Origin of the sequence: Paenibacillus sp. FSL H8-0034 (assembly GCF_038000305.1) — a bacterium.
In the GTDB taxonomy this organism is placed as follows: Bacteria; Bacillota; Bacilli; order Paenibacillales; family NBRC-103111; genus Paenibacillus_S.
On sequence record NZ_JBBOBS010000001.1, the window covers coordinates 3760190 to 3784441 of the forward strand.

The 24252-nt window shown below is 47.5% G+C and carries 33 protein-coding genes; 32 read left to right on the top strand and 1 reads right to left on the bottom strand.

Features of this window, described 5'->3' with window-relative positions; genetic code table 11:
• The first annotated feature begins 2 nt into the window (after positions 1–2).
• The 6 genes from NST47_RS17060 to NST47_RS17085 are packed head-to-tail and all read left to right on the top strand — an operon-like array spanning position 3 to position 4639.
• Positions 3–1001, top strand: a complete 999-nt coding sequence (locus tag NST47_RS17060) for a hypothetical protein (RefSeq protein WP_341156155.1) — start codon at positions 3–5, stop codon at positions 999–1001.
• Positions 985–1305 (top strand): hypothetical protein, encoded by a 321-nt coding sequence (locus NST47_RS17065; protein WP_341156156.1) that lies wholly within the window; start codon positions 985–987, stop codon positions 1303–1305. The genes NST47_RS17060 and NST47_RS17065 overlap by 17 nt, the downstream gene beginning before the upstream one ends.
• On the top strand, positions 1302–2735 hold the full coding sequence (gene dnaB, locus NST47_RS17070; protein ID WP_341156157.1) for a replicative DNA helicase: 1434 nt from the start codon (positions 1302–1304) through the stop codon (positions 2733–2735). Before NST47_RS17065 ends, dnaB begins: the two co-directional genes overlap by 4 nt.
• Positions 2732–2878, top strand: a complete 147-nt coding sequence (locus NST47_RS17075) for a hypothetical protein (RefSeq protein ID WP_341156158.1) — start codon at positions 2732–2734, stop codon at positions 2876–2878. Before dnaB ends, NST47_RS17075 begins: the two co-directional genes overlap by 4 nt.
• Positions 2868–3383 carry a crossover junction endodeoxyribonuclease RuvC gene (locus tag NST47_RS17080; RefSeq protein ID WP_341159686.1) on the top strand — a complete coding sequence of 172 codons (516 nt, stop codon included), beginning with the start codon at positions 2868–2870 and terminating at the stop codon, positions 3381–3383. The genes NST47_RS17075 and NST47_RS17080 overlap by 11 nt, the downstream gene beginning before the upstream one ends.
• A 5-nt stretch (positions 3384–3388) precedes the next feature.
• A complete protein-coding gene (locus tag NST47_RS17085) occupies positions 3389–4639 on the top strand; it encodes a hypothetical protein (protein ID WP_341156159.1) in 1251 nt (416 codons plus the stop codon).
• A 93-nt stretch (positions 4640–4732) separates the two neighbouring features.
• Here NST47_RS17085 and NST47_RS17090 read toward each other — a convergent pair.
• A protein-coding gene (locus tag NST47_RS17090; RefSeq protein WP_341155931.1) for an IS3 family transposase occupies positions 4733–5853 on the bottom strand; the annotation gives its coding sequence in 2 pieces (ribosomal slippage) (positions 4733–5604 and positions 5604–5853; 1122 coding nt in all).
• 198 nt (positions 5854–6051) lie between these two features.
• Here NST47_RS17090 and NST47_RS17095 point away from each other — a divergent pair.
• The 26 genes from NST47_RS17095 to NST47_RS17220 all read left to right on the top strand — a co-directional run bounded on the left by NST47_RS17095 (position 6052) and on the right by NST47_RS17220 (position 24251).
• The gene (locus tag NST47_RS17095; protein ID WP_341156160.1) at positions 6052–6945 is read left to right on the top strand and encodes a hypothetical protein; all 894 of its coding nucleotides are present in this window, start codon (positions 6052–6054) and stop codon (positions 6943–6945) included.
• A 5-nt stretch (positions 6946–6950) separates the two neighbouring features.
• Positions 6951–7181, top strand: coding sequence for a hypothetical protein (locus NST47_RS17100; RefSeq protein ID WP_341156161.1), 231 nt, complete (start codon positions 6951–6953; stop codon positions 7179–7181).
• 3 nt (positions 7182–7184) lie between these two features.
• Positions 7185–7790 carry an HNH endonuclease signature motif containing protein gene (locus tag NST47_RS17105; protein WP_341156162.1) on the top strand — a complete coding sequence of 202 codons (606 nt, stop codon included), beginning with the start codon at positions 7185–7187 and terminating at the stop codon, positions 7788–7790.
• 101 nt (positions 7791–7891) lie between these two features.
• Positions 7892–8542 (top strand): LexA family protein, encoded by a 651-nt coding sequence (locus NST47_RS17110; protein ID WP_341156163.1) that lies wholly within the window; start codon positions 7892–7894, stop codon positions 8540–8542.
• A gap of 27 nt (positions 8543–8569) precedes the next feature.
• A complete protein-coding gene (locus NST47_RS17115) occupies positions 8570–9082 on the top strand; it encodes a sigma factor-like helix-turn-helix DNA-binding protein (RefSeq protein ID WP_341156164.1) in 513 nt (170 codons plus the stop codon).
• A gap of 49 nt (positions 9083–9131) precedes the next feature.
• Positions 9132–10208, top strand: a complete 1077-nt coding sequence (locus NST47_RS17120) for a hypothetical protein (RefSeq protein WP_341156165.1) — start codon at positions 9132–9134, stop codon at positions 10206–10208.
• A gap of 514 nt (positions 10209–10722) precedes the next feature.
• On the top strand, positions 10723–11259 hold the full coding sequence (locus NST47_RS17125) for a ParB N-terminal domain-containing protein (RefSeq protein WP_341156166.1): 537 nt from the start codon (positions 10723–10725) through the stop codon (positions 11257–11259).
• A complete protein-coding gene (locus NST47_RS17130; RefSeq protein WP_341156167.1) occupies positions 11256–12293 on the top strand; it encodes a DNA cytosine methyltransferase in 1038 nt (345 codons plus the stop codon). The genes NST47_RS17125 and NST47_RS17130 overlap by 4 nt, the downstream gene beginning before the upstream one ends.
• A 131-nt stretch (positions 12294–12424) precedes the next feature.
• On the top strand, positions 12425–12640 hold the full coding sequence (locus tag NST47_RS17135) for a hypothetical protein (RefSeq protein ID WP_341156168.1): 216 nt from the start codon (positions 12425–12427) through the stop codon (positions 12638–12640).
• A gap of 85 nt (positions 12641–12725) precedes the next feature.
• Positions 12726–12905 (top strand): hypothetical protein, encoded by a 180-nt coding sequence (locus NST47_RS17140; protein WP_341156169.1) that lies wholly within the window; start codon positions 12726–12728, stop codon positions 12903–12905.
• A gap of 70 nt (positions 12906–12975) precedes the next feature.
• Complete coding sequence (gene terS, locus NST47_RS17145; protein ID WP_341156170.1) at positions 12976–13857, top strand: phage terminase small subunit; 882 nt, start codon at positions 12976–12978, stop codon at positions 13855–13857.
• Positions 13850–15271, top strand: a complete 1422-nt coding sequence (locus NST47_RS17150) for an AAA family ATPase (protein ID WP_341156171.1) — start codon at positions 13850–13852, stop codon at positions 15269–15271. The genes terS and NST47_RS17150 overlap by 8 nt, the downstream gene beginning before the upstream one ends.
• 14 nt (positions 15272–15285) lie before the next feature.
• Positions 15286–16770: a phage portal protein gene (locus NST47_RS17155; RefSeq protein WP_341156172.1), complete on the top strand. Its 1485-nt coding sequence runs from the start codon at positions 15286–15288 to the stop codon at positions 16768–16770.
• The gene (locus tag NST47_RS17160) at positions 16736–16954 is read left to right on the top strand and encodes a hypothetical protein (RefSeq protein ID WP_341156173.1); all 219 of its coding nucleotides are present in this window, start codon (positions 16736–16738) and stop codon (positions 16952–16954) included. The genes NST47_RS17155 and NST47_RS17160 overlap by 35 nt, the downstream gene beginning before the upstream one ends.
• On the top strand, positions 16951–18675 hold the full coding sequence (locus NST47_RS17165) for a minor capsid protein (RefSeq protein WP_341156174.1): 1725 nt from the start codon (positions 16951–16953) through the stop codon (positions 18673–18675). The genes NST47_RS17160 and NST47_RS17165 overlap by 4 nt, the downstream gene beginning before the upstream one ends.
• Entirely contained in the window at positions 18629–18778 is a 150-nt protein-coding gene (locus NST47_RS17170; RefSeq protein ID WP_341156175.1) for a hypothetical protein, read from the top strand. The genes NST47_RS17165 and NST47_RS17170 overlap by 47 nt, the downstream gene beginning before the upstream one ends.
• A 129-nt stretch (positions 18779–18907) precedes the next feature.
• Positions 18908–19528, top strand: a complete 621-nt coding sequence (locus NST47_RS17175) for a phage scaffolding protein (RefSeq protein ID WP_341156176.1) — start codon at positions 18908–18910, stop codon at positions 19526–19528.
• Positions 19529–19546: 18 nt separating this feature from the next.
• On the top strand, positions 19547–19921 hold the full coding sequence (locus NST47_RS17180) for a hypothetical protein (protein ID WP_341156177.1): 375 nt from the start codon (positions 19547–19549) through the stop codon (positions 19919–19921).
• A gap of 16 nt (positions 19922–19937) precedes the next feature.
• Positions 19938–20978 carry a major capsid protein gene (locus NST47_RS17185; protein ID WP_341156178.1) on the top strand — a complete coding sequence of 347 codons (1041 nt, stop codon included), beginning with the start codon at positions 19938–19940 and terminating at the stop codon, positions 20976–20978.
• A gap of 6 nt (positions 20979–20984) precedes the next feature.
• A complete protein-coding gene (locus NST47_RS17190) occupies positions 20985–21188 on the top strand; it encodes a DUF7210 family protein (RefSeq protein WP_341156179.1) in 204 nt (67 codons plus the stop codon).
• Positions 21189–21195: 7 nt separating this feature from the next.
• The gene (locus NST47_RS17195; protein ID WP_341156180.1) at positions 21196–21543 is read left to right on the top strand and encodes a phage head-tail connector protein; all 348 of its coding nucleotides are present in this window, start codon (positions 21196–21198) and stop codon (positions 21541–21543) included.
• A gap of 2 nt (positions 21544–21545) precedes the next feature.
• Entirely contained in the window at positions 21546–21917 is a 372-nt protein-coding gene (locus tag NST47_RS17200; protein WP_341156181.1) for an ABC transporter ATP-binding protein, read from the top strand.
• Positions 21914–22315 carry an HK97 gp10 family phage protein gene (locus NST47_RS17205; protein WP_341156182.1) on the top strand — a complete coding sequence of 134 codons (402 nt, stop codon included), beginning with the start codon at positions 21914–21916 and terminating at the stop codon, positions 22313–22315. Before NST47_RS17200 ends, NST47_RS17205 begins: the two co-directional genes overlap by 4 nt.
• A 1-nt stretch (position 22316) precedes the next feature.
• Positions 22317–22742: a phage tail terminator family protein gene (locus NST47_RS17210; RefSeq protein ID WP_341156183.1), complete on the top strand. Its 426-nt coding sequence runs from the start codon at positions 22317–22319 to the stop codon at positions 22740–22742.
• The gene (locus tag NST47_RS17215; RefSeq protein ID WP_341156184.1) at positions 22739–22933 is read left to right on the top strand and encodes a hypothetical protein; all 195 of its coding nucleotides are present in this window, start codon (positions 22739–22741) and stop codon (positions 22931–22933) included. Before NST47_RS17210 ends, NST47_RS17215 begins: the two co-directional genes overlap by 4 nt.
• A 1-nt stretch (position 22934) precedes the next feature.
• Complete coding sequence (locus tag NST47_RS17220) at positions 22935–24251, top strand: phage tail sheath family protein (RefSeq protein ID WP_341156185.1); 1317 nt, start codon at positions 22935–22937, stop codon at positions 24249–24251.
• Position 24252: the final 1 nt, after the last annotated feature.

Consider the following 24252-nt stretch of genomic DNA (forward strand, 5'->3'; position numbering starts at 1 on the left):
GCATGTCAGGCAGCTATCCGTTCCCCATGTATTCCGGTTTGTTAGAGCCAGTACACTACAAGAAAATAGGCAGCGCGATATGGCTTTTCCTGTGGTGCGTGAGCGCTACGACCAAGGACATTGAGAAGGATGGCATAACCTGGGGCATTGTCCTTGGAAACAAGCCGATCAAGCGTGAAAATCTAGCTGCTAAATTCGGAGTAGCTGAACGGACGGTTCAACGTTGGATCGAGATGTTAGAAACGGAAGAATACATTAAGATCACCCGTGCTCCATACGGCATGATATTCACAGTTAGAAATTCAAAGAAATTTATAAATAGTTCAGACAAAAATGTCCACTCTCCACCGGACAGAGTGGACAATAATGTCCAGTCTGAACCGACAGAGTGGACAGATATGTCCAGTCCCCAGGACAAATATGTCCACTCTAATAAAGATATTATAAAGATCTTGATAGATAGATGGATTAATGGCTTGCAGGAAGATGATAAAAAAGAGTTGAGTTCAAGGTCCGGGGTTCTGTCGTCCGCTGTGGGTTCCTTCTCCACAGGCCAAATAGACCTTGATAAACCGATAACTGAGCAGCAAGCTTTCCAGATAGAGCAATACTATATGCGGAGCAACGGGGTATTACATCCGGTCCCTGCAGACTGGAAACATTTGTGTGAGGTTGCGAACGAGGCCATTCCGTTGGATCTCGTATACTTTTTTATCGACCTTGCCATTGCCAGAAAAAAAGCAACCAGGCAGCGGGTAACGGATAAGATCCGATTGTTCTCCTATTGCAAAATGGTTATCTTCGCTTGCTGGGATGATTTAAAAACCGCCTTCGAGCAATATAACGTCTCTTCCCGACATGCAGAAATTCACGGAGCAGGGAAGGAGCGGACACGCAAATCCAAGCAACAACAGGAGATAGAACGGCTAGAACGCATCATGCAGGAGGAGGCAGAGAAGCATGCACAGGGGAGAAGTAGCAGCTTTGCTGATCGCGATTAAGAAAAATTATTCAAACTTTGATACAAGTGACGAGAATATTGATCGTCACCTGAAATACTTGCATGATTTCCCTTTTGCAGCAGCGATGAAAAATGTAGATATGCATATCATGACTGAGGATTATCCACCAAAAATATCAAATATCCGCGGGCATCTTGGTGACCTTCAGGATAGCCAGCGAAGCAAAGATGAAGCTGCAGCCTTTCAAGCGAAACTTGACCGGTGGGCTGCAGATGACAGACCACCGCCAAATGGTTACTGGGAGCGGGTCAGACAGAAGCTGCAAAGGAAAGATGATCAGTGAACAGGCTTGAAGATGTATTAGGGCTTTTAGGTATCGATCCCCCTTGCGATATAGCGGCGGAACAAGCGGTATTGGGTGCTGCTTTGCTGGATACGGCAGCGCTTGAACTCATGTTGGATTTGCTGCAGGGTGGTGAGTTTTACAACAAGGCGAACGGGCGGATTTTTAGAGCCATAAGCCAAGTTACTGGGGAAGGAAAAGTTGTCGATTATCTGTCGGTCATAGGACAACTTCAGGACTCCGAGGAAATCGAAGCGGCTGGTGGTATCGGATACTTATCCGAACTGGCCAACGCTGTCCCAACGCTTGCGAATGTCGATTACTACGTAGCTCGTGTACAGGAAATGTTTATGCGACGTCAAGCGATTGATACCTCTCTTTCATTGCTCGGAGAAGCTGCACAAAAACAAGATGTTCAGCATTTTGTCGTCATGGCAGAGCAGGCAGTGTCGAAGTTATCTGATCAGACAACCCCCACGCAGCAGTTTGTTGGCCTTAGGCAAGTGTTGATGCAGGTTTGGGAGGATGCGGAGCAACGGTATGATGCGCGCTACACGAACCGCGGTGTAACAGGGATCAAATCAGGATACGACGATATAGACCGGATGACAGCGGGCTTTCAACGTTCGGATTTGATTATTGTTGCAGCTCGTCCTTCGGTCGGTAAGACGGCTTTTGCTTTGAACATTGCTCAGAATGTAGGGGTGAACGAGAAGGAGACCGTCGCCATTTTCAGTTTGGAAATGAGTGCTGCCCAGTTGGTCCAACGGATGATATGTGCTGAAGCGCAGGTTGATGCCAGTCGGATGCGATCCGGACTCTTTGAAGGGGACGATTGGGAGCGAATGAGTGGAGCGGTCAGTAAACTCGCTGAGGCAGATATCCATATCGATGATACCCCCGGCATCACAGTAAATGAAATCCGATCAAAGTGTCGCTGGTTGAAAAAAGAGCGTGGGCTTGGGATGATCTTGATCGATTACTTGCAGCTCATCCAGGGCAGCGGCCGCCGTGGTGTGAACAGGCAAGAGGAGGTATCCCAAATAACACGGACCTTGAAGCAGATCGCCCGGGAGCTGGATGTACCGGTCATTGCGCTCTCCCAACTGAGTCGTGGTGTGGAGCAGCGTCAGGACAAACGTCCGATGATGTCTGACCTTCGAGAGTCTGGGGCCATTGAGCAAGATGCGGATATCGTGGCGTTTTTGTACCGGGATGATTACTACGACAAAGAGTCCGAGAAGAAGAATGTTATCGAGATTATTATCGCTAAACAGCGTAATGGTCCGGTTGGCACCGTGGAACTGGTATTTCTTAAGCAGTTCAATAAATTTGTCAGTTTGCAGCGGGCATTCAGCACGGACCCGCCTGTGAAGAATAAAAGCGGTCCGGCTATCCCGGACATGTACAAGGGAGGCAGAGGGGCATGAAAAAGGTGCGTATTGATCCATTGTACCAAACCAAGTTTCGCTACTTAATCCGGCATCGAGGGCAAGTGATCGGCGTGGTGTACACGCTACGGCCTTATTGGCGTAACCGGGGAGGCATCGGGTTTGAAGCTCATGGGTATTGATCACGGTACTAATTACGCCGGATGGGCGACAATGAAGAAAGGCAAACCGTCATCATTTGGGTTACGAGACTATAGCAAAATCAGCATGCCAGATGTATTGGACGTGATATACCAGGACTCCTATAAACTTATAAAACGGGAGCAGCCAGATATCGTCGTGCTCGAGCGCCCCGTGCATTTTAAAAATGCCAACAGTGTACTTGCCTTAGTGGGTGCCTATTCCATGGTCACACTGGCTGCGCTGCACCTGGGCAAGCGGATCGAGGGCATCCGTCCCACTGAGCTCAAGATGCAAACGGGCAAAGGGAATGCTGACAAAGAGACCGTAGCCGCCGAAATGATGATGCTGTTCGATTTGGACTATGATCAGATCGCAGTACCCGTGCTGTACAAAGCAAATAAGGGAAAAAATAAAATTGGCGACGTGAAGGAAAGGCTTTTTGACCCATCCGATGCGATCGCACTCTGCTGGGCCTATCATCAAAAATACATCAAGGGAGCGTGAATAACATGGGATACACAGAGTTTAAAGCAGTGCTCAAGAAAATAAACTTAAAGCCAAAGGGAGTTAAGGAAATCGTATTGGAAATATCGGACGGTGCGCTGGTTGGCAAGATCGACTTGCTTTCGGAAATGTTAGATGGACGTGTTGCCATTTCGGTTGATTCTGAGATTGTCCGTTTTAATGTGCAGATTAACACTAAAACCGATAAGCCGATCAAGTCCTATAAGGTGGACGAAACTGGGATCGTCAGCGAGGTTAAGCCGGAAGGGGAGCAACTCGAAGCTGATCTAGGTTTGCCTAAAAATAAATTGGATATCACCGAGGTACCGGAGGAGATCAGCCGTGAGGTGGTGGACGAGTTCGTTCTGTCTGGTCTGGCTCCAATTTATGAAGATATGCGGTGGTACCCGGTTCAGCGCTGGATCGAACGTATTAACGATGGTGAAACGTATCTGAAAGTCGCCACTGAATCTGGATTGAGCAGTGGCAAAGCCGTGGAGCTGATCGATGAGTATCGCTCCCGTGTTGCCCCCTTGGCCGCCGCTTGGGACGAATGGAGAAAATCGAAGGCCGAGGATTCTTCTGAGCAAGATGAGCTAGATGATGAACAGGAACATATAGGGCAACAGTCGGATCCGGGAGCAACTTCTGGCGAAGATGAAGATATTGAGATTATGGATGAATCTAACGTGGCTCCAAATTATGACGGGAAGCAAGTTATTATCACTCAGCAAAAAGGCACAAATTGGATTGAGTATGTTTTTCCTATCGTGGATGGAGAGACAACTTACCCTAAAAAATATGTAGATGGTAAATGCGTCCTTGGGATGAATGCTGACGAAGTAAGAAAAGAGATCGGAATTGCCCCGATTGGTGGATATTCACCAGGGCATATTCGTTACCTCATCGGTGAAATACTTGCTTTTGGTGGTGAGCTTCGTGACATTCCATTAGATCCCCTTGATGATACTGATGTTGACAATGACGACCTCAATGACTCGGAGCTTGACTCGAAGGGTGGCGGGGTTACCGAAACAAAATCAGACTCATTGGACCTCGATGCTTACATTTTGAAGAACAAGCCAAACTTCGAAGACATTCCTTATGATTTCCCAGCACTTCTGGAGCGTCGGAAAGGCGGCGAGACTTGGATGCAGATCGCGGCATCCATAGGAGTTACATCCGGCCAAATGGCTGCCGCATGGAGCAAATACAAGAAGCGTATTAAAGAAGAGCGCAGCAACGGTGCTGCTTAACATACATTAAATCGACAGCCTGCCGAGGTTTATGCGGTAGGCTCGATAAATTGAGGTGGAAACCCTTATGAGAGGTGGATTGTCAACAGTAAATCAGACAACTTTTTTAAGGGCTTCTTGTCGATATTGAACAGGCGTCATATAGTCTAAGGTTCCATGGATGCGATGCTTGTTGAACCAGTTGACGTAATCGTATAATTCCAATTCCAGATGGCGAAGGCTCTGGAAGTTCATCTGGTTCACAAACTCTGTTTTCATGATCTTGTAAGTGGCTTCAGCCACAGCGTTGTCGTAAGGACAGCCTTTCATACTTAGCGATCGACCGATTTCAAACGTCTCTAAGAGCTCATCCATCTTTTGATTTTTGAACTCGCTGCCACGGTCGGTATGAAACCATTGAATCTGGCGTAGATCACTCTTAACGGTTGCGAAGGCACGGGTAATCAGGACAGCGTCCTTGTTCGGACCTGCACTATGACCAATAATTTCGCGATTAAACAGATCTACTAGCACACAAATGTAATGCCATCGGTTCTGGACTTTCACATACGTCAAATCACTGACGACAAAGCGTTTAGCTTCCGTTTGCTCAAACTCTCTCTTTAGAACATTGGTCGTTGTCGCTTCGTTACAGGACGATTTATGGGGCTTATATTGTGCCACCGTGTAAGTGGAAACGAGCCCTTGCTCTTTCATGATGCGGCCAATGCGGCGTCTGGAGACGATGAACCCGCGCTCGTAAAGCTTCACTTTGATCTTGCGTGTACCGTAGGCTTTTCGGTTCTTGAGAAAGATATCCACAATAGCTTCGGTGACATCATCTTCAGTGGCTCGTTCTTGGGCGTCATAATAAAATGTACTTCTTGCGATTTGCAGGACGTCGCACAGTGCTGATACCGAGTATTTATCACGGTTGTTCTGGATGATAGCTACTTTCGTCCCATGATCAGCGCGGCTTGCTTTAAAATATCCACCTCCATTTTCAGACGCTGGTTTTCTTTTCGCAAAGCCATCAATTCCTCTTCTTCTGCCGAGCGATTGTCCTTCTCTTTGAAGGAGCCTGTTGTCTGGGATTGGTGGATCCAGCGGTCTAAAGCAGATGCTGTGAGGTCATATTCCTCCACAATCGCTGCTCTGGTTTTTCCATTTTCATAGAGCTGCACCATTTGCTTTTTGAATTCCGTTGTAAACGTGCGTCGTTGTTGTTTAGGCATTGTAGAGATCCGCTCCTTAGTATGATAGGTTTATTCTACAAGCCCTTATTTTTTCTGTCCAGCTTAGTGTAGCCGATCCAAGGCCGTGGAAAGAAAGAGCGAAGTCCAGTACCTCGTCCAAATCTCGAAGTGGAGCTACGGGCAGTGGGGAGTGGTCCTGTAATCGAATATAAGTTATCTAAAGAGGAGTTGGATCGGATGAATGAAAAGAACGGTCCCGCATGCGGACTCACAAAAAATGATTTGATTAAAGCGGTTGCTGCAGGTGAGACCTTGTCCAGCATAGAGCGGGCTTGGGGGATGAAATATAACACGGTTCATGTATGGGTTAAAAAGTGGGAGTTAACGGGTATTAATGCTGAAAAAGCCCGGATGTTGCTCGAACAGTTAGATTCAGCCATCACTACAGAAGTTCCGAATGTTCCAGAAACATCGAAGGAAGCTGAAGAAACATTGGAAAAACTCAAAACCGAACTTCATAAATCAGAACAGGAGGCAGATGACTTTGCATCCGGTATTCTGGAGCGTGACCGCACGATATCGGAGCTCAAGGATCAACTCAAACATTCGGAGGACCGCTACCAATTCGATAAGGAACGAACACTAAAGCTTGAGGGGGATGTCGAACGGTTGGTCCGCGGGCTGGAAGCAGAGGAAAGGGAAACGAAGCATCTGAACGAACTCCTGAAAGGTGCAGCCATCGTCGCCGATCAGGCTGGTGCTCGGATCAACGAATTGGAGGAGGAACAATGCGCTTTGCTGGCAATAATCGATGCCGCTTCCGAAAATGTGACTGATTCTGTTGTGACTATTCGTGTGCCGATTACTGCCGCCATGCAGCCGATCCAGCAGCGCATCGATGTTTATAACGGCATTGATTTATTTGAAAGTGCTATTGAAGCTGCGGAGCTTGATCGTACGCGAGTCATGAGTGAATTGTTTGCTCTGGTACAGAGAGTTGCTGATTACGTGACGTCGGATCTCGTGGAATTGATCCCTGGTGAAGATGTTTCGAAGTATGTGCAGCGATTTATGGCATACCACAACGATCAGCATATAGAACGGATGAAGATAAAGCAGCAGGCGGGGTGAATCAGATGCGAAATACTTTGGGGGATTTAAATAATCATTTGTTCGCTCAATTAGAACGGTTAAGTGACGAGGGTCTGACCGGCGATAAGCTGCTTGAAGAGATGAACAGGGCAAAGTCTGTTACAAGCGTGGCATCCCAAATCATAGCCAACGGTGCTCTTGTACTGGAAGCCAGAAAGCTCGTTGACGACAGGATGAATGCGGACACAACTATCCCGAAAATGCTGGAGGGATAATACATGTTTCGATACACGCCTGAACAGGCTGAATTCATCAAAGAAAATGTGAAAGGTCGCTACATCCCGGAACTGACGGATATGTTCAACGATCGATTTGGCACTGATCGTAAGCCCTCGCACATGAGGGCTTACGTGAAAAACAATAAGCTGAAAAGTGGCATCGATGCCAGGATTAAACCAGGAAACGTGCCCTTCAACAAAGGGGAAAAGAAGGAGTGGATAGGCGGTGAAGCCACTCAATTTAAAAAAGGTCACAAGCCACACAATTATGTGCGTGTGGGTTCAGAAAGGATCAACGGTGATGATTACGTAGACGTCAAGATCGCCGACCCCAACAAGTGGCGAGGAAAGCACCTACTTGTTTGGGAGAAAAATAATGGACCCATACCGAAGGGGTACGTAATCATTTTTGGTGACGGAAACCGACGTAATTTCGATCCGAACAACCTGATTCTTATATCGCGTGGGCAACTCGCCATAATGAATAAAAACGGTCTGATTCAAAACAACGCTGACCTCACAAGAACCGGTATTATTATGGCGGACATTTACCGAAAGATCGGAGAAAGGAAGAGAAGTAAGCGCAGGGGCAGGCGTAGCAAATGACGTTGTTCTGAAAGGAGGCAATTAAATTGAGTACTGACAGGTTTGAGTTAGACGGCATTGACACTGGCTTTGGATACCGCAATTGAGGAGGGATCAACCGAATGAGCCAACCATTAACCCGGCGTGAAGCTGACTCCTTGGAATATATCCGATCATTCATGAATAAGAACGGCTACTCTCCGACCCTCCGTGAAATCTCCGATGCAATGCGTTACGGCTCCAGTTCCACCGCTTTCTATCTTGTGGAGAGTTTGGAGCAGAAGGGATATATCAGCAAGGAGCATGGGGGAGCACGCACGATCCGGTTGCTTGAAAAGAAGTCCGGAACACGGCGAATCTATCTCGCATCCTCATGGAAGAACGCAGAGCTGGTCAAAGGCATTAAAGGGCTGTTGGTTTCGAGCGGTTTCGAGGTTGACGCCTTCTGCGATCCATCAGAGGATCGGTTCGTTTTTAGCTTCGATCTGCTGCCCAACATAGAGAACCTAAACGCACGAACTGTGCTGCAAGAGCCGATTGTTCAGCGGGCATTCCAAGAGGACAAGAAGTGGCTGGATTGGGCTGATACGGTGCTGCTGATCTTGCCAGCAGGTAAGTCGGCCCATTTAGAAGCGGGGTATGCTGCTGGTGCCGGAAAGCGGCTGGTCATCTACCAGGACGAGTTCCCCGCAGGCGAGTACGACGTGATGTATGGTTTTGCGGATTTGGTATCAAGCGACTTGCAGGGAATTATTGAGTTTTTTAATAAATGACATCATGATAGGGGGAGCGGTAGAACAATGAGTCAAGTGGATGGTACGAAATGGTTGCCAAATATTGCAGAGCTTAAGCGTTCCTACCGCGGAACCCACAGAGGGCTACAGAAAGCAAAGGATAAGGCGAGCCCTGCAGACAAGGAAGCTATTGAGGAAATGATAGCCGATGTGAACTATGCCATTGAATGGATGCATACCGGCAAGCAGCCTGGTAACAAACGGGGAATCGAGCGCAGGGCTGCATACCAACGTGAAAAGCTCATGGATCCCTTACGTATGCAATCATTTATGCAGCACCATTCATCCGGAAGTCCAGCCAATTTGTCTGAAGATCAACGGTTCCAAATTGAATCGGCTTTGTCTGTCTTAAGTGGGCGGGAGCGAGAATGCTTTGAGCTTCATCATGGTATGTGCTATTCTTATGCGGAGATTGCTACCTTTCTTTGCGTGAAGAAAGGTACAGTTCAAGGCTATGTGGAAAGTGCTCGAAAAAAAATTGAAAAAGAAAAATTAGTGAACCTATTCTTAAATGAGTAGGTTTTTTTGTATAATTATAGATGATAAAGTTTGGGGAGGAATCGTGTATATGAATTCAATTTATGAAACCTATTTAGAAAAAGCCAAGCAAATCCTTCTATCTACATTGAAATTTGAATTGAATTCATGGGAAGATGAATCCAAGAAATTAAGGTACATAAACAGAGAAGATGTCTTTATGCTTGCAGAGAATATCTTATTGCTTGAAAATCACGATCTTCATAAATTAAATGAGCAATTATTTTTACAGAGAAGGAAACCAAATGATATTCTTACGGAGCACACTGTTGCTGCCGAATTGCTAAGAAATCACGGCAGCAACATCATGATAAAATACGAACCTCAAATAGGGAAAAATACCGACTATGTACTAACTTTTAATGAATTTGAAGGAAAAACATTCAATATTCAAATAAAGAACTCAAACCCCACAGAAAGGGAGAATAAACGAAATAAAATTATTAGAAATATTAAAAGTGAGATGAAAGAAGTGAAAGTACCAAGGTGGTATTCTATTACAATGCATGAAAATTTTAATTCAACAAATATAAATGGACTGATAGAGTTTATCAAACAAAACTTACATATTCCCGATAATATTGGTATTTCTTATTATGCGGATGGAGTTATGCTTTCAAAAATAAAATTCAGCAAAATGACTAATCCTAATGTTGATTGTATGTTATTGGGATCAACTGCGGATATGGATATGATTAATATCACGGGAGAAGAAAGAAATCATTTTTTTGGTGCATTATGTAAGGCGTCCTCTTCTTTTGACAAGCAGAGTGATGACAATAATATTAATTTGATTATCTCCGAAACTAATACTAAGGACAATATTGATGTTGCGGCAGCAATCTATGGAGATGAATTAAATTTTTATAATAACGTGGAAAACAATAGTGGGTGGACAAGAGCGGAAAATGGTTTTTATCATAGTAATGATTCTAAGAACGTAACTGCGATTGTCTCACTCAAAAAGAATGAATCGAGACAAATTTCTAGTTTCTCAAAAAAAGTTTTTTTCAAACACATTCATAATGATGCAGGTGATGCGATTCTTTCTCTTTTGAGGCTAGATAGAATCATAGCATCTAATACGTATATAAATGACCGTTATTAAAGGCCAGATTTCACCTTACGATCGCCACCTATGGGTGATAGATATTTAATAGGAAGAAACTATGATCGATTTAATTACACGCCTTGACGGGAATGTACGTTCGTTGTAAAATGCTCTTATCTCCCTTCTACCTCTAAAGTAACTAAGTACGTATGCTTTTAAAAGCACGAGCGCAGTGAGGTGCGGTTTTTATCGAATAATTATCAAGAAGATAAAGCAATCGCTGCCGCTCATAATGACCCCGACGGAACCGAGGCTTGCATGTTTTTGGCAAGGCGACGTGAGGGAGCGGGTGGACTGCCGTAGGCGGTTTTAAACACCACTCTGGTAACTAAGTACGTGGAATAAGCGTGATTTCGAAGTCCCAGCAGCCATTATAAGGCGTGGGATTTTTTTGCGTTTTATTGTCGAATCATGTCGGATAGCGGCAAGGCGGGGCGTTCAAATGATTGTGTGTTTGTCCTGACGGCCTTGCCTGGGGCGAAATACCGACATTACTCAAGGAGGGCTTACTTTGGATATCAGAACCATACCAATCAATCGAATCAATGCAGCAGCTTATAACCCTCGAATTGACCTACAGCAAGGCGACCCGGAGTATGAGCAGCTTCGCCGCAGCATTGAATCGTTCGGTTACGTCGAGCCGATTGTCTGGAACGAGAGGACTGGCAACATGGTCGGAGGACATCAGCGATACAAGATCATGGTTAACGAGCTGGAGTATTCGGAACTGGACGTATCGGTCGTGGACTTGGATGAACAGCAGGAGCGATTGTTGAATTTGGCGCTCAATAAAATTTCCGGACGATGGGATGATGAGGCGTTGGCAAACCTGTTGGCAGATCTACAGGGGGCTGGTACTGATTTGGATCTATCTGGCTTCGATGAGGGTGAAATTAATCGGCTGCTCACTGCTTTCGCTGAACCGTCCGCTGATCAGCTTGGCGATTTTCAGAACCGAGAGCTGGATGTAAGCGAATTTGACGAATCAAGGTTTGACTGCAAATGTCCAAGATGCGGCTTCGTATTTAATCAGGAGGAACCATCATGAGCCACTCTGCATGGGACTGGAAGCTTTCTGACCTTGCCAACGTTCAGCGGCATAACCGGACAGTGTTTTCATGCTTCAGTTGTGGTGGCGGCTCAACCATGGGTTATAAGCTTGCAGGATACGCGCTGCTGGGGAATGTGGAGATTGACCCACAGATGATGCAAATATACAAGACGAATCACAACCCGCGTTTTCCCTTTCTGATGCCGATCCAGCAATTCAAGGCGTTGCCTGATACGGAGCTGCCGAAGGAACTGTTCGGTCTGGATATACTGGACGGTTCGCCACCCTGCAGCGTGTTTTCAACGGCGGGGGATCGGGAGGATAAATGGGGAAAGAAATTTAAGTTTCGAGAGGGGCAGGCAGTACAGAGGCTGGATGATCTGTTCTTCGACTTTCTTGATGTAGCCGATAAACTGCGGCCTCGGGTGGTAGTGGCTGAAAACGTGCGGGGTATGATGATCGGAAAGGCCCGTGGCTTCGTCAGCCTTGTATTGTCGAGGTTTCGAGAAATGGGGTATAGACCGCAGCTTTTTCTTCTCAATTCGGCTACGATGGGCGTTCCTCAAAAACGGGAGCGTCTTTTCTTTATAGCGGCTAGAGAAGACCAGCAATTGCCGCAGCTGACGCTTGAATTCAACGAGTCCCCGGTGTTGTATAAGGATATCCGCAGCGGGGAAGGAAAACCGATAAACCCAGCAAGCAAGACGTTCGAACGTTGGCAAAAGCGGCGACCGCCTGATTTGAGTATCGGTGATGTGACGGAGCGTGTAGAAGGCAAGATGAGCAACTTCAATACGATTCTGCTCAAGGATCAGAAGGTCGCAAACACACTTGCAAGCTCATCCGTTTTTCTGCGTACGGATCAGCCGAATCATATCAGCAATACTGATTGCATTCGAATGCAGACTTTTCCAGCTGATTATGACTTTATGGACGCCAATGTACAGTATGTTTGCGGTATGAGCGTACCGCCTTTAATGATGCAGCGGATCGCTGAACAGATACATTCCCAATGGCTTAGCTCAAAATAAAAAGAAGGGCGCACTAACGCCCTTCCACGAACCGAGTTCCCCCGGCTGAGATAGCGGCCCGCCACGCGTGGCATTTTGCAGACATCCGCTATCTCGTTTTCCATAATAACGGAAAGCCGAGGGGAACGACAATGGGAACATCAGATAATAAGGATTTGTTGCTGCAGCACGAGCTTGCGGTAATGGCTGGTATTCTGGAATCAAAGGAGCAGTACCGAAAGATCGTCAAGGCTGGCATTGCCCGATGGGTAAAGGATTTTCAAGACGGCAACATTGAGATAAAGACAGTGGACGATCTGCGGAAGCTCATTGAGCTGGACATAGAATTGCAAAAGGATGAATTCTAGAACGTTGTGGTGTTAAATTCAATTTCCTTTTTCTTATCATGTAAGTGTACGGCCAAGGTCGATACAGAGAAAAGGAGAAATGAAAATGCAAGCACAACATTGGTTAAAGGTACTTATGCAAGAACGCGGTATTAAAGGTCAAACCCTCAGGGAAAGAGTTGAGGAAGCGAGGCGGTCGCAGTATAAGGATTGTAACCAGAAAGAAGACAAGGTTGCGTACACCTACCCTGACTTTATAACCAAGTATAAGCACAGATTGGAATGAACTGTAACAAGTGGGAGATGAGCCGTCACAGCTCATCTTTTTTCTTTTCGGGGGGTGGTGATCGTGTAGTATGGCTAGAGAAAGAAGTCCAGACAGGGATATAGCAAAGCAGATGTGGCTGGATAGCAACGGTAAGATGAAGCTTAAAGCCATTGCCAATCAACTGGGTCTTGGGGAAACACAGGTCAGGAAGTGGAAGAGTCAGGATAAGTGGGAACTCGCTTTGAATAGTAACGTTACCAATGCAAGCAATAGTAACGTTACTAAACGAATAGGCGCACCGAAGGGCAATAAAAACGCCCTGGGCAACAAAGGTGGTGCGCCTAAGGGCAGTAAGAATGCCCTGGGCAACCGTGGGGGTCACGGTGGACCGCATGGTAACAAGAAAGCAGTCCGTACAGGAGAGTTCGAATCGATATGGTTCGATACACTGGAGCAGGACGAGCAGGAGCTGCTCGGGGAGATTGACACCGATCCGGTACGCCAGGCTGACGAAGCGATAACGTTACTGACCATCCGGGAGCGTCGCATGCTACAGCGGATTAAGCGGCTAACTGACGGCCTGACCGAAAATCAGCGGCGTGTGCTACAGCAACTACGCACGACAAAGGAAGCTATTCCGCTTCATGATGAGAAGACCGGAAAGGCAACAACGGTCATCAACTCACGGGACGAACTGGTCACGACTGAGATTGAGGAGACTGCCTACCGATCCATTGAGGATATTATCCGCATCGAGGAAGCGTTGACCCGGGTACAGGGGCAGAAGATTAAGGCGATTGAGCTCAAGAATAGGCTTATTGCTGTTGATGAGGAAAAGCAAGTTCGCACGGCTATCCTTCAGATCGAGCTGAATAAGCTGCAAGGAGTCGCGGGTGCAACACAAAGCTGGACTGACGCACTGAAGGAGATTGCACAGCGGCGTAAGGCACGGGTGGCTGCTGATGAGTAAGCCTTATAACGTAATGTCCGATGTGGCACACCTGCTTGATCTATATTGGGACGATCCGGTAGCTTTCGGTGAGGACATGCTGGGCTTTGAGGCGGACGACTGGCAGCAAGCGGCCATGATGGATGTTGCTCATCATCCGCGTACAAGCGTGCGTTCTGGACAAGGGGTGGGGAAGACTGGTTTCGAGGCGGTGTTGGTCATTTGGTTCCTCTGCTGCCGACCAAACGCCCGTGTCGTATGTACGGCCCCCACCAAGCAGCAGCTCAATGACGTGCTTTGGGCAGAGGTCGCCAAGTGGCTTGAGGCTTCGATGGTTAAAAATCTGCTCAAGTGGACGAAGACGAAGGTTTATATGATCGGCCACGAAGAGCGCTGGTTCGCTACGGCCCGCACGGCCACGAAGCCGGAGAACATGCAGGGTTTCCACGAAGACCACATGTTGTTCGTTGTCGATGAGGCTTCCGGTGTCGCTGATCCGATCATGGAGGCCATTCAAGGGACTTTGTCCGGCGAAGATAATAAATTGCTGATGTGTGGGAACCCGACTCGAACGAGTGGGGTTTTTTACGATTCGCACAACCGGGACCGCAGCCGCTATCGGACGCACAAGGTTGACAGCCGTGACAGCAAACGGACAAGCAAAGAGAACGTCCAAATGCTTATCGATAAATATGGAGCTGAGAGTGATGTTGTCCGTGTACGGGTCTATGGTGAGTTTCCAAAAGCAGAGGCAGATTCATTTATTGCTTTGGAGCTTGTGGAACTGGTAGCTGGCGGATCTATTGCGTCCGTTGGCGATACTCTTCATTTAGGTGTGGACGTTGCGCGCTTCGGGGACGACGAAACGGTGATTGCTCCGCGCATAGGGATGAAGGTTTTCAAACTCAAGTGTTATAACAAACAAGACACGATGGTCACGGCCGGCTGGGTAATTGCAACAGGCCGGAAAATGCTCCGACGCTTCCCGCAGCTCGGGAAGGTGGAAATCAAAGTGGATGACAGCGGCGTCGGCGGTGGTGTAACAGACCGTTTGGAAGAAGTCATCCGAGAGGAACGACTGAAGGGTTGGCAAGTCATTCCTATTAACAATGGTTCTAAGCCAACACGCAATGAAGAGGAGCATTACGACAACCGCGGTACTGAAACTTGGGCTGACCTGCGGGATATTCTACAAGAGTGCTTTTCTGGACACATGCAGGGTCGGCCTGTTGAGGTCGAACTGCCTGATGATGAGCGTTTGATCACGCAGCTCACCCAACGGAAGTACCGCATGACCAGTAAAGGGAAGATTGCACTCGAGCGAAAGGAAGACATGAAGAAAAGAGGACTGGATTCCCCGGATAGGGCGGATGCGGTCGTTCTGGCGTTCGCAACCGGCAAGAAATCCGGTGTTTACTTCCCAAATGAAAAGTAGAAAGGAGAGAAAATATGCTGTTTGCACTGAATGGAGAAATGCAAAATATCGAAAGGATTTTGAAGGATGGCGCTCAGTCCGCTGCAACGATCGAGCAGATCATTCAAATGGAGATTGGTGAGTGGCGAAACTCCGATAAAATGAAATGGATGTCGGTCGGTGATCGCTACTACCGTAACAAGACGGACATCATGGACCGGGAGCGAACTGCGATCGGCGCCAGCGGAGCCAAGGAGATCGTGGGCAATCTGGCCAACAATAAATTGCCCAATGCGTTTGTCAGAAAGCTCGTGGACCAGAAGGTCGGCTATCTGTTGGGTAAACCGATGAGCATCCAGACGAAACCCGATGCATATCAGAAGGCGTTGAACAACATCTTCGACAAGGCGATGCTGCGCCGGCTACAGAGCGCCGGGAAAGCAGCCGTCAACAATGGCATTAGTTGGTGGTTCGTCTATTACGACGAGGAAGGCGAACTATCATTCAAGTTGATGGACAGCCTTGAGATCATCCCTTTATGGCGTGACGAAGCGCATACCCTTCTGGATGCGGTAATCCGGGACTATGAGGTTGTGGTGTATGAGGGACTCAAACGCACCGTAGTCCGAAAAATTGAGTGGTGGGATACTCATGGGGTGCGGCGTTATATAAACGGGGGTGCTGGCCTTATACCGGATGTGGAGGTTGGGGATGTAGGAGCTCACTTTACAGCACTGACTGAAGGTAAAGAACAGCCCTTGAACTGGGAGCGAGTTCCCTTTATCGCTTGGAAATACAACGAGGAGGAGCAATCGCTCGTTGAAATTATTAAGCAGTTGGTTGATGATTATGACCGGAATAAATCAGATAACTCAAATAATCTGGAAGACCTCCCGGACAGCATCTATGTTGTCAAAAATTACGGTGGTACCAAGGCCAGCGAATTCAGGAAGAATATCGCTACTTATCGGACCGCTTTTGTGGAGAGTGACGGAGGCGTTGATACAATCGGTTTGCAGATCAATACCGAGGCACTCAAAACTCATCAAGAACAAAACCGGAAAGACATCTACGAATTTGGGCGGGGCGTAGATACGCAGGCGGCTAACTTTGGCAGCGCACCGTCCGGCGTGGCCTTACGCTTCCTCTACTCGGATCTTGATCTGGATGCCAGTATGATTGAGACGGAATTCCAAGCAAGCTTGGAGCAGCTGCGCTGGTTCATCGACACGCATCTGTACAATTCAACAGGAGTTGATTACAGCGGCGAAGATGTCTCGTTCATCTTCAATCGGGACATGCCAGTCGATGAGTCCGCCATAATCTCGGATATCAAAAACAGTGTCGGAATCTTGTCAGACGAGACGCTTGTCGCTCAGCATCCTTATGTTACCGATGTCCAAGCGGAGCTTGAGCGGATCAAGAAGCAAAAGGATGAGGCGCTTGACCAAGCGGATACGTATGGCGGGATCGGAGGCACTCCTGATGCTGGAACTGGAAACGAGTCGAAAAGTAAATGAGCTGATTCGCGGAATGTGCTGCTTTTGCACAGATACATTCAAAAAAGGCGAATCCGTTAATAGTGATGACCTCAATGCCCTTGCTACGCTCATTACAGCGGTCAATGCCCCTGAACCAATTGATAAACTGCCGTTAATTGGGTTTATTGCTTCGGAAGTGTCTTCTGGAGATGATGACGCATGAAGTCGCCGGAATATTGGCAGAAACGGCTGGAGGCGCTTAGTGAGGCGCAACTGAACAAAGGTACAGCTTATGCCAATCGAACTGATGTGGAATATAAAAAGGCCATGGCGAAAATCAAGAAGGATACAGACGCCTGGTATCAGCGATTAGCTAAGAATAATGATGTTAGCGTTGCAGGTGCGCGTAAATTGCTTAAGGCCAATGAGCTTGAGGAATTCAAGTGGGATGTCAAAGACTACATCAAAGCTGGCCGAGAGAATGCCGTCGATCAACGTTGGATGAAGCAGTTGGAGAACGCAAGCGCAAAGGTCCATATCAGCCGATTAGAAGCACAGCAGCTGCAAATGAGGCAACACATCGAAATGCTATCAGCATCGAAGCAGGCAGGCACCAAAGAGCTGCTGGGCGGCATCTACAAGGATAGCTATTATAAAAGTATATTTGAGCTTCAAAAAGGCTTAGGGGTAGGTGCAAGTTTCGCAAAACTGGATAATAGGCAACTTGAAATGCTGCTCTCACGGCCTTGGGCTGCCGATGGTGCCATTTTCAGTAGCCGGATATGGAAAGACAAGGTGAAGCTACTCAATGAGCTTGATACCACGCTAATACAGAGCCTGATCCGAGGTGATCCATCGGATCAGATGATCAAAGCCTTTGCTGAACGCATGGGCGTCTCGATGAGGGATGCAAGACGGCTCGTCATGACGGAAGCTGCTTATTTTTCCGGACAAGCAACATTGGATGGCTACCGCGAGTTAGGGGTAGAAGAATATCAATTCATGGCTACACTTGATCGAAAAACATCCAAGATGTGCCGGTTTATGGATTTGAAAATATTCCCGATTGAAGAAGCGCGAGCTGGCCTGAATTACCCTCCACTTCATGCACATTGCCGGTCAACTACAGTGCCGCACTATGAGGGCAATATAGCGGAGCGCATCGCCCGTGGAGCGGACGGTAAGACCTACACGGTATCAGGCAATATGAACTTCACGGAATGGGCAGAGAAGTATGCAGAGGATGCCAACAGAGCGCCAAGACTTAAGTCGCCGAAGCAAGCTGAACCGGATGTAGGACCCTTGCCACCGCCTGGCGCTTTGGAAGAACCGCCTGGTATCATAAATCGCCGCTATAATCCGAAGGCTTCTTATCATTTGGACTTACCCGGTGTGCCAGAGCACGTTACAGAACAACTGGCAATCATCAACCGTGAGATCGTCCGGTTAGGGAGTAAGGAAGCGAAGGAAACAGCGGTTATTTTAAACGCAAAAACAGGATCGGAACTTGGAAGGCTATCGGGTAGCCTCAATAAGGTAACCTTTACTGAAGAAATGCATAAGGTGCTGATCGAAGCACCTAAGAATTCAGTCATCTTGACGCATAACCATCCCAGCGGAACCCGAATTAACGTTAAAGATTTACAGAACTTGGCCCTCTACCCATCTTTGTCATCGATCATCGCAGCAGGTCATGTCGGAGGCATGAGCAGCGTGTCAACACTGGGAATAACCACCGATCTGCTGATATTCAATAACATCATGGCAAAATCTGCTCAAGAAGCAAAGCAACGATTACAATCAGATGCTAGATATGCTACAATGTCTAAATCAGAGAAGGTTAAATATTTTGATCATGTGGTCCTGTTGGCAATAATCGAGGAAATGGGGTGGGAGTATGTCGAAGACTACACAGCAGCAAGAGGGGCAAATTGGGGGATTTGATGAAACTTACCTGGATGAATTGGACCCAGAGGCGCCGGATTTTGTTGAACGATTCATTGAGGCAGTAAAACGGCCCATCAAAATAGAAAATGAAGAAAAGTAGAAGCACTTTCCCATAAAACGGAGAGTGCTTTTTATATTGCCGTCCTTTTGGTATTGCTGACGTTAAAGAACAAGACATCACCGGTCGCGACCGGGTAAAAAAGCGAAGATGAATCCGGAGGGATATAAAATGAATAAAGAACAGTTTATAGCATTGGGTTTAACGGAAGAACAGGCAACAAAAGCTGCAACTGCATCTGTTGAGGAATTAAAAGGGTTTGTACCGAAAGCAAGGTTTGACGAAGTGAATACGGCAAAGAAAACCGCCGATGATACACTGAAGGAGCGAGACAAGCAGCTTGATGAGCTCCAGAAGTCAACCGGTGATGCTGCGGCATTAAAGGAACAAATCACAAAGCTTCAGGGAGACAACAAAACGGCCAAGGAGAAGTATGACTCTGATCTGAAGGAGCTACGCCTGGGTACAGCCGTTAAGCTGGCTCTTAGCGGCAAGGTGCATGACCCTGATATTGTGGCAAACCTGCTGGACAAAACCAAAATCGAATTGGATGACAACGGCGCGGTAAAAGGCGGGTTGGATGACCAAATCAAAGCCCTGCAGACGAGCAAGGCTTTTTTGTTTGTTCCAGAGGATAAGGGTAAGCCTGGGTTTAAAGGTGCTGCACCACCGGAGGGTAGCGGAGGTTCAGGTGGAGGAGGCAAGCCAGAGGATTTCGGCAAGCGCCTCGCAGAGCAGAATGCCAAGCAGGGTGAAGGGCTTGAAAAGGCGAGAGAATCATATTTCCAATAATGAGGAGGCAACAACTATATGAGTAAATTTGTTGAAACAACTTATACAAACACGTGGAAACAGATACTGAAATTCCCGGATCATTATGTCACTCTGGCCGTGATGGTAGATGACACAGGGATTGCAGCAAATGCAGATGGCAAGAAGATCGTACCAGCAGGGACCATCATAGGTAACGGTATCCTGACGGATTTGACCAAAAAAGCGAAGAAGGCGGTCACGACAATCGGTGTGTCCAATGCTGAAGGTGTCTTGTTCAATGACGTTGACGTAACCCTTGGGCCTGCACCTGGTGCGATGCTCATTCATGGATTTATTGATCTGGCGAAAATTCCTACCGCACCTGCAGTTGAGGAGATTGCTGCTTTAAAACAAATTACATTCTTGAAATAAGAGAGGGGTACAAACCATGCCTACAATTTTTGATTTGGTCAGTGCCGAGAGCATTGGCACTTACTATACGGCTAACACAAGTAATGACACACCCTATCTGGGCGCCACGCTTTTTCCGCCGAAGAAGCAACTCGGGCTTGACCTGAAATGGATCAAGGGCTCAAAGGGACTTCCTATCGCTCTTATGCCTTCCGAGTTTGACGCTAAAGCAACTTTGCGTGATCGTATCGGTTTCAAGGAAATTCAAACGGAAATGCCTTTCTTTCGTGAGGCTATGCGAATAGGCGAGAAGGAACGTCAAGAATTACTTCGGTTGATGGCATCTGCAAACGAGCAGTATTACATGCCGTTGATCACCAATATCTATGATGACGTTTCGAACTTGGTGAGTGGCGCGTTAGTCAATCCGGAGCGCATGATCATGCAGCTCTTATCAACCGGGAAGGTCAGCATAACGGCTAACCGTCTGGCCTACGATTACGATTACAAGATGCCAGCAGGCCATAAGGTCACGTTAACGGGTACGGACAAGTGGTCCGATCCGACAGCCGATATTATTGGGGACATCCAAGCATGGCAGGAAATTGGCGATGATGATCAAGGCGTCCAGCTGCGGAAAGCAATCTGCACGCGTAAAACGTGGGGATATATCCTTAAGAATACAGCGATTCGTCTTGATATGAACCCTCTTGGTGGTCAAAACATTATCATGACGGATACTTTGATGCGACAATATTTATTGAACAAAGTAAATCTTTCAGTGGCTGTGTACAATAAAAAGTTCGCTCTGCAAGACGGGAGCACCAATCTGTTTTACCCAGATGACTATTTTACACTGCTGCCCGATGGTGCGCTCGGCAACACCTACTTCGGTACAACTCCAGAAGAAGCCGATTTGATGAGCGGTGGCACCGATGCAAAGGTTTCTATCGTCAATACAGGCGTAGCGGTAACAACAATCAAAGAGCCTCATCCTGTCAATGTTGAAACCATCGTTTCTGCTATCACCATGCCGAGTTTCGAGCAAATTGATAATATTTTCATCGCTAAAGGATGATCAAAGATGACCACAGAAAATAACGGAAAAACCAACGATCCAAAAGCCAAGCCAAAGACCGTCAAGGTCACTTTCAATCAAAACGTGAAGCACCGTGGAGAGTTCCATAAAGCCGGGACCAAATTAGATGTTCTGGAGGAAGATCGCGATGAGCTGTTGAAGGACGGTGTGATCCAGGGCGCTAGAGGCGAAAGTGATGACGACAATTGATGAGTATTTGGTAAAGCTCAAAGAGCTGCTCGGCATTGATAAGACGGACACCTCAAAGGATGTCCGTCTTACTTTTGTTTTGGAGTCCATCATCCAAGGAATCCTGACCTATTGCAATATTTCTTCTATACCTCAAGCGCTTGATCGTGTCGTCCTGATGATAGCTGAGGACTACTACCGCGGCAAATATGCAACTGAGTTTGAGCAAGCGCCAGCAACCGTTACGAGCGTCAAACGGGGGGATGTGCAAACGAACTTCGGTTCGGCTAAGCCGGTTGTCAAAGTTGGGTCCGGAGCGGATTTTGTGCAGAATTATACAGCGCAGCTCATTGCGTTCAGAAAGCTGAGGTGGTAAGGATGGCTTTTGGGAATGTGGCAGCGGAGCGGGCAGCTATTGAAATGACCTACGAGGGGCTGTGTACCGTCACGGAATTCCAAACGATTAAAGACCCTATCACAAAGGCAAGCAGGCAGCGAGCCATACCCGTTCTGCTCAATCAGCCTTGCGCTTTATCACAGACGTCGTTACCCAGCACAGGGCGGACGGATGCGGCCAACGAGATTAATTACGATGCAAAGTTGTTTATAGCACCCGAGGTTACAATCAAAGCCGGTAGCGTGATCCATGTATCTCAAGACGGAATGGTCTTTGAGGGCGAGCAGACCGGGAAGCCGTTCCGTTATCCAACACACCAGGAGATAAAAATGAAAGAAATAAGTAAGGCATGAGCCTGGGCAGTTTCGATTTTGAAGCTTGGAAACAGTTGAATAATAACCTGAAACAGCTGCAGCAGCGGACGCCTGAGTTCTTCAAAGAATGCGTCAAGGAGCTGGCAGCGCGGTTGCTTGCCAAGACGATAGCTCATACACCCGTTGATACCGGGAAGCTTCGGCAAGGGTGGACCGTTGGGGAGATCGTTGACAATGGCAGCAGCTATGAGGTTGAAATCATCAATCCCATCGAATATGCCATGTATGTTGAATACGGACATCGAACGAGAAACCATAACGGTTGGGTGAATGGCCGCTTGATGCTGACGATATCCGTTGAAGAGTTGGAACGCGAAATGCCTGCCTTCTTGGAACGCAAGCTGCAGCAGTTCATCAAGAACGGTTTGGGGTGGTAACGTGATTGAAGAAAAAGTGAAAAACGGCATCTTGGCGAGACTGGACGAATTGGAGCCGAGTTTTGACAAATACGATGAACAGATCAAGCAGGGCTTTTCTGAGCCTGCTTTTTTTGTTCGGCAGATCGATGGAGCCCAGGAACAAAAATTAGGTCAGCGTTTCACCCGGATGCTGATGTTCGAGATCAAGTTTTTCCCGGATCCGGATAGCCTGACCGAACAGGCAGCCTGCCAAAACATGGCGAGTCGCTTGTATGAATCCTTGGTGTATGTAGTGCAGGGCGGCATCACCTATAAGGGTTTACGATTGCGGCATGAAGTCATCGAGGATGTACTGCATTTCTTTGTAAGCTTTGAGGTAGGCATGATGGCAGAGAAAGAGCCGGTACCGAAAATGGAAAAAATTGAATTGGAGGAACATCTATGAAAAAAGATGAAGTGAACGAGCCTAAAGAGCCTGCAGCTCCCGCATTCACAAAGCGGCAGTTGATTGAAGCCAAGAAGTATACGGCACAGCAAAAGGATCTGATTAATGCGCTGCTGGATGATGGGCAGACGTACACGCAGGTTCAGGTTGATGGTTTGATTGGCGAATTTTTAGGAAAGGTGGAGGGTTAATTTGGCTGGAGGCACATGGGTTACGCAAAACAAAGTTAGACCCGGTACTTATATCAATATCGTCGGGCAAGGTGGAACTGCCGGATCGGTAGGGGATCGCGGGACGGTAGCAATGGCGCTTTCACTCAGCTGGGGGCCTTCCAAATCGCTTTTGAAAATCAATGCAGGCGACGATATCACAACGCTGCTTGGTTACGATCTTACGGCACCTTCTGTGTTACTCGTCAAGGAGACCCTGAAACGAGCCAAGACGCTGCTTTTGTATCGCTTGAATGCAGGTACCAAGGCGGCAGTCACAACAGGCACCTTGACGGCTACAGCTAAGCATGGCGGGGTAAGAGGAAACAACCTCACGGTTGTCATTCAAACCAATGTAGATGACAATGCCAAATTTGATGTTATCACGCTGCTGGCAGGAGTCGAGGTCAATCGGCAGGTTGTGTCGAACATCGCTGGGCTCGTCTCCAATGATTGGATCGTATTCAGTGGTAGCGGGACCTTGGCAACGACAGCGGGGGCGCCACTAGTGTCTGGAGCGGATGGCACTGTAACCAATTCCGATCATACCGACTTTCTAGCCACAGTTGAGCTTTACGATTTCAATACGATTGCCTATACCGGAACAGCAAGCGACCTGAAAGCCTTGTACACGGCCTTTATTAAGCGCCTGCGGGACGATGAAGGTAAAAAGGTCCAACTCGTCCTTGAAAACTACGCCACGGCAGGATTTGAAGGCGTCGTAAGCGTTAAGAACGGTGTCAAGCTATCAGACGGTACTTTAATCACGGCAGCACAAGCAACTGCTTGGGTAGCAGCGGCAACGGCAGCGGCTCAGATGAATCAATCGCTGACCTATGACAACTACGATGATGCAGTAGACGTTGGCACCCGGTACACCAACGCGCAGATCGAGGCAGCTATCCTTGCGGGGGAATTTCTATTTACACCGAATCAGGACAAAGCCAAGGTTGAGATCGATATCAATACATTCACCGGCTTTACACCGACCAAAGGCAAGAAATTCTCGAAGAACCGAGTGATCCGGGTTCTGGACGGAATCGCTAACGATTTTAAACTGATTTTCGATTCCTTTTACGGTGGCAAGGTGGATAATAACTCGGATGGCCGGGACCTGCTTTGGAATGAGTACATCACGTACCTCAAGACGCTGCAGGGCCTGAACGCTCTACAGAATGTCGATTCTGCAACGGATGTTAAAATCATACAAGGCGCGGAATCGGATAGCGTTTATGTCGAGGTTGCCGTACAGCCGGTGGATAGCGTTGAAAAAGTCTATATGAAAGTGACGGTGAGGTAAT

Coding starts and splice junctions, on each gene's coding strand:
- NST47_RS17060 (WP_341156155.1), top strand. CDS start 3: ATGTCAGGCAGCTATCCGTTCCCCATGTATTCCGGTTTGTTAGAGCCA.
- NST47_RS17075 (WP_341156158.1), top strand. CDS start 2,732: ATGAAAAAGGTGCGTATTGATCCATTGTACCAAACCAAGTTTCGCTAC.
- NST47_RS17080 (WP_341159686.1), top strand. CDS start 2,868: ATGGGTATTGATCACGGTACTAATTACGCCGGATGGGCGACAATGAAG.
- NST47_RS17085 (WP_341156159.1), top strand. CDS start 3,389: ATGGGATACACAGAGTTTAAAGCAGTGCTCAAGAAAATAAACTTAAAG.
- NST47_RS17095 (WP_341156160.1), top strand. CDS start 6,052: ATGAATGAAAAGAACGGTCCCGCATGCGGACTCACAAAAAATGATTTG.
- NST47_RS17100 (WP_341156161.1), top strand. CDS start 6,951: ATGCGAAATACTTTGGGGGATTTAAATAATCATTTGTTCGCTCAATTA.
- NST47_RS17105 (WP_341156162.1), top strand. CDS start 7,185: ATGTTTCGATACACGCCTGAACAGGCTGAATTCATCAAAGAAAATGTG.
- NST47_RS17110 (WP_341156163.1), top strand. CDS start 7,892: ATGAGCCAACCATTAACCCGGCGTGAAGCTGACTCCTTGGAATATATC.
- NST47_RS17115 (WP_341156164.1), top strand. CDS start 8,570: ATGAGTCAAGTGGATGGTACGAAATGGTTGCCAAATATTGCAGAGCTT.
- NST47_RS17120 (WP_341156165.1), top strand. CDS start 9,132: ATGAATTCAATTTATGAAACCTATTTAGAAAAAGCCAAGCAAATCCTT.
- NST47_RS17130 (WP_341156167.1), top strand. CDS start 11,256: ATGAGCCACTCTGCATGGGACTGGAAGCTTTCTGACCTTGCCAACGTT.
- NST47_RS17135 (WP_341156168.1), top strand. CDS start 12,425: ATGGGAACATCAGATAATAAGGATTTGTTGCTGCAGCACGAGCTTGCG.
- NST47_RS17140 (WP_341156169.1), top strand. CDS start 12,726: ATGCAAGCACAACATTGGTTAAAGGTACTTATGCAAGAACGCGGTATT.
- terS (WP_341156170.1), top strand. CDS start 12,976: ATGGCTAGAGAAAGAAGTCCAGACAGGGATATAGCAAAGCAGATGTGG.
- NST47_RS17150 (WP_341156171.1), top strand. CDS start 13,850: ATGAGTAAGCCTTATAACGTAATGTCCGATGTGGCACACCTGCTTGAT.
- NST47_RS17155 (WP_341156172.1), top strand. CDS start 15,286: ATGCTGTTTGCACTGAATGGAGAAATGCAAAATATCGAAAGGATTTTG.
- NST47_RS17160 (WP_341156173.1), top strand. CDS start 16,736: ATGCTGGAACTGGAAACGAGTCGAAAAGTAAATGAGCTGATTCGCGGA.
- NST47_RS17165 (WP_341156174.1), top strand. CDS start 16,951: ATGAAGTCGCCGGAATATTGGCAGAAACGGCTGGAGGCGCTTAGTGAG.
- NST47_RS17170 (WP_341156175.1), top strand. CDS start 18,629: ATGTCGAAGACTACACAGCAGCAAGAGGGGCAAATTGGGGGATTTGAT.
- NST47_RS17175 (WP_341156176.1), top strand. CDS start 18,908: ATGAATAAAGAACAGTTTATAGCATTGGGTTTAACGGAAGAACAGGCA.
- NST47_RS17180 (WP_341156177.1), top strand. CDS start 19,547: ATGAGTAAATTTGTTGAAACAACTTATACAAACACGTGGAAACAGATA.
- NST47_RS17185 (WP_341156178.1), top strand. CDS start 19,938: ATGCCTACAATTTTTGATTTGGTCAGTGCCGAGAGCATTGGCACTTAC.
- NST47_RS17190 (WP_341156179.1), top strand. CDS start 20,985: ATGACCACAGAAAATAACGGAAAAACCAACGATCCAAAAGCCAAGCCA.
- NST47_RS17200 (WP_341156181.1), top strand. CDS start 21,546: ATGGCTTTTGGGAATGTGGCAGCGGAGCGGGCAGCTATTGAAATGACC.
- NST47_RS17205 (WP_341156182.1), top strand. CDS start 21,914: ATGAGCCTGGGCAGTTTCGATTTTGAAGCTTGGAAACAGTTGAATAAT.
- NST47_RS17215 (WP_341156184.1), top strand. CDS start 22,739: ATGAAAAAAGATGAAGTGAACGAGCCTAAAGAGCCTGCAGCTCCCGCA.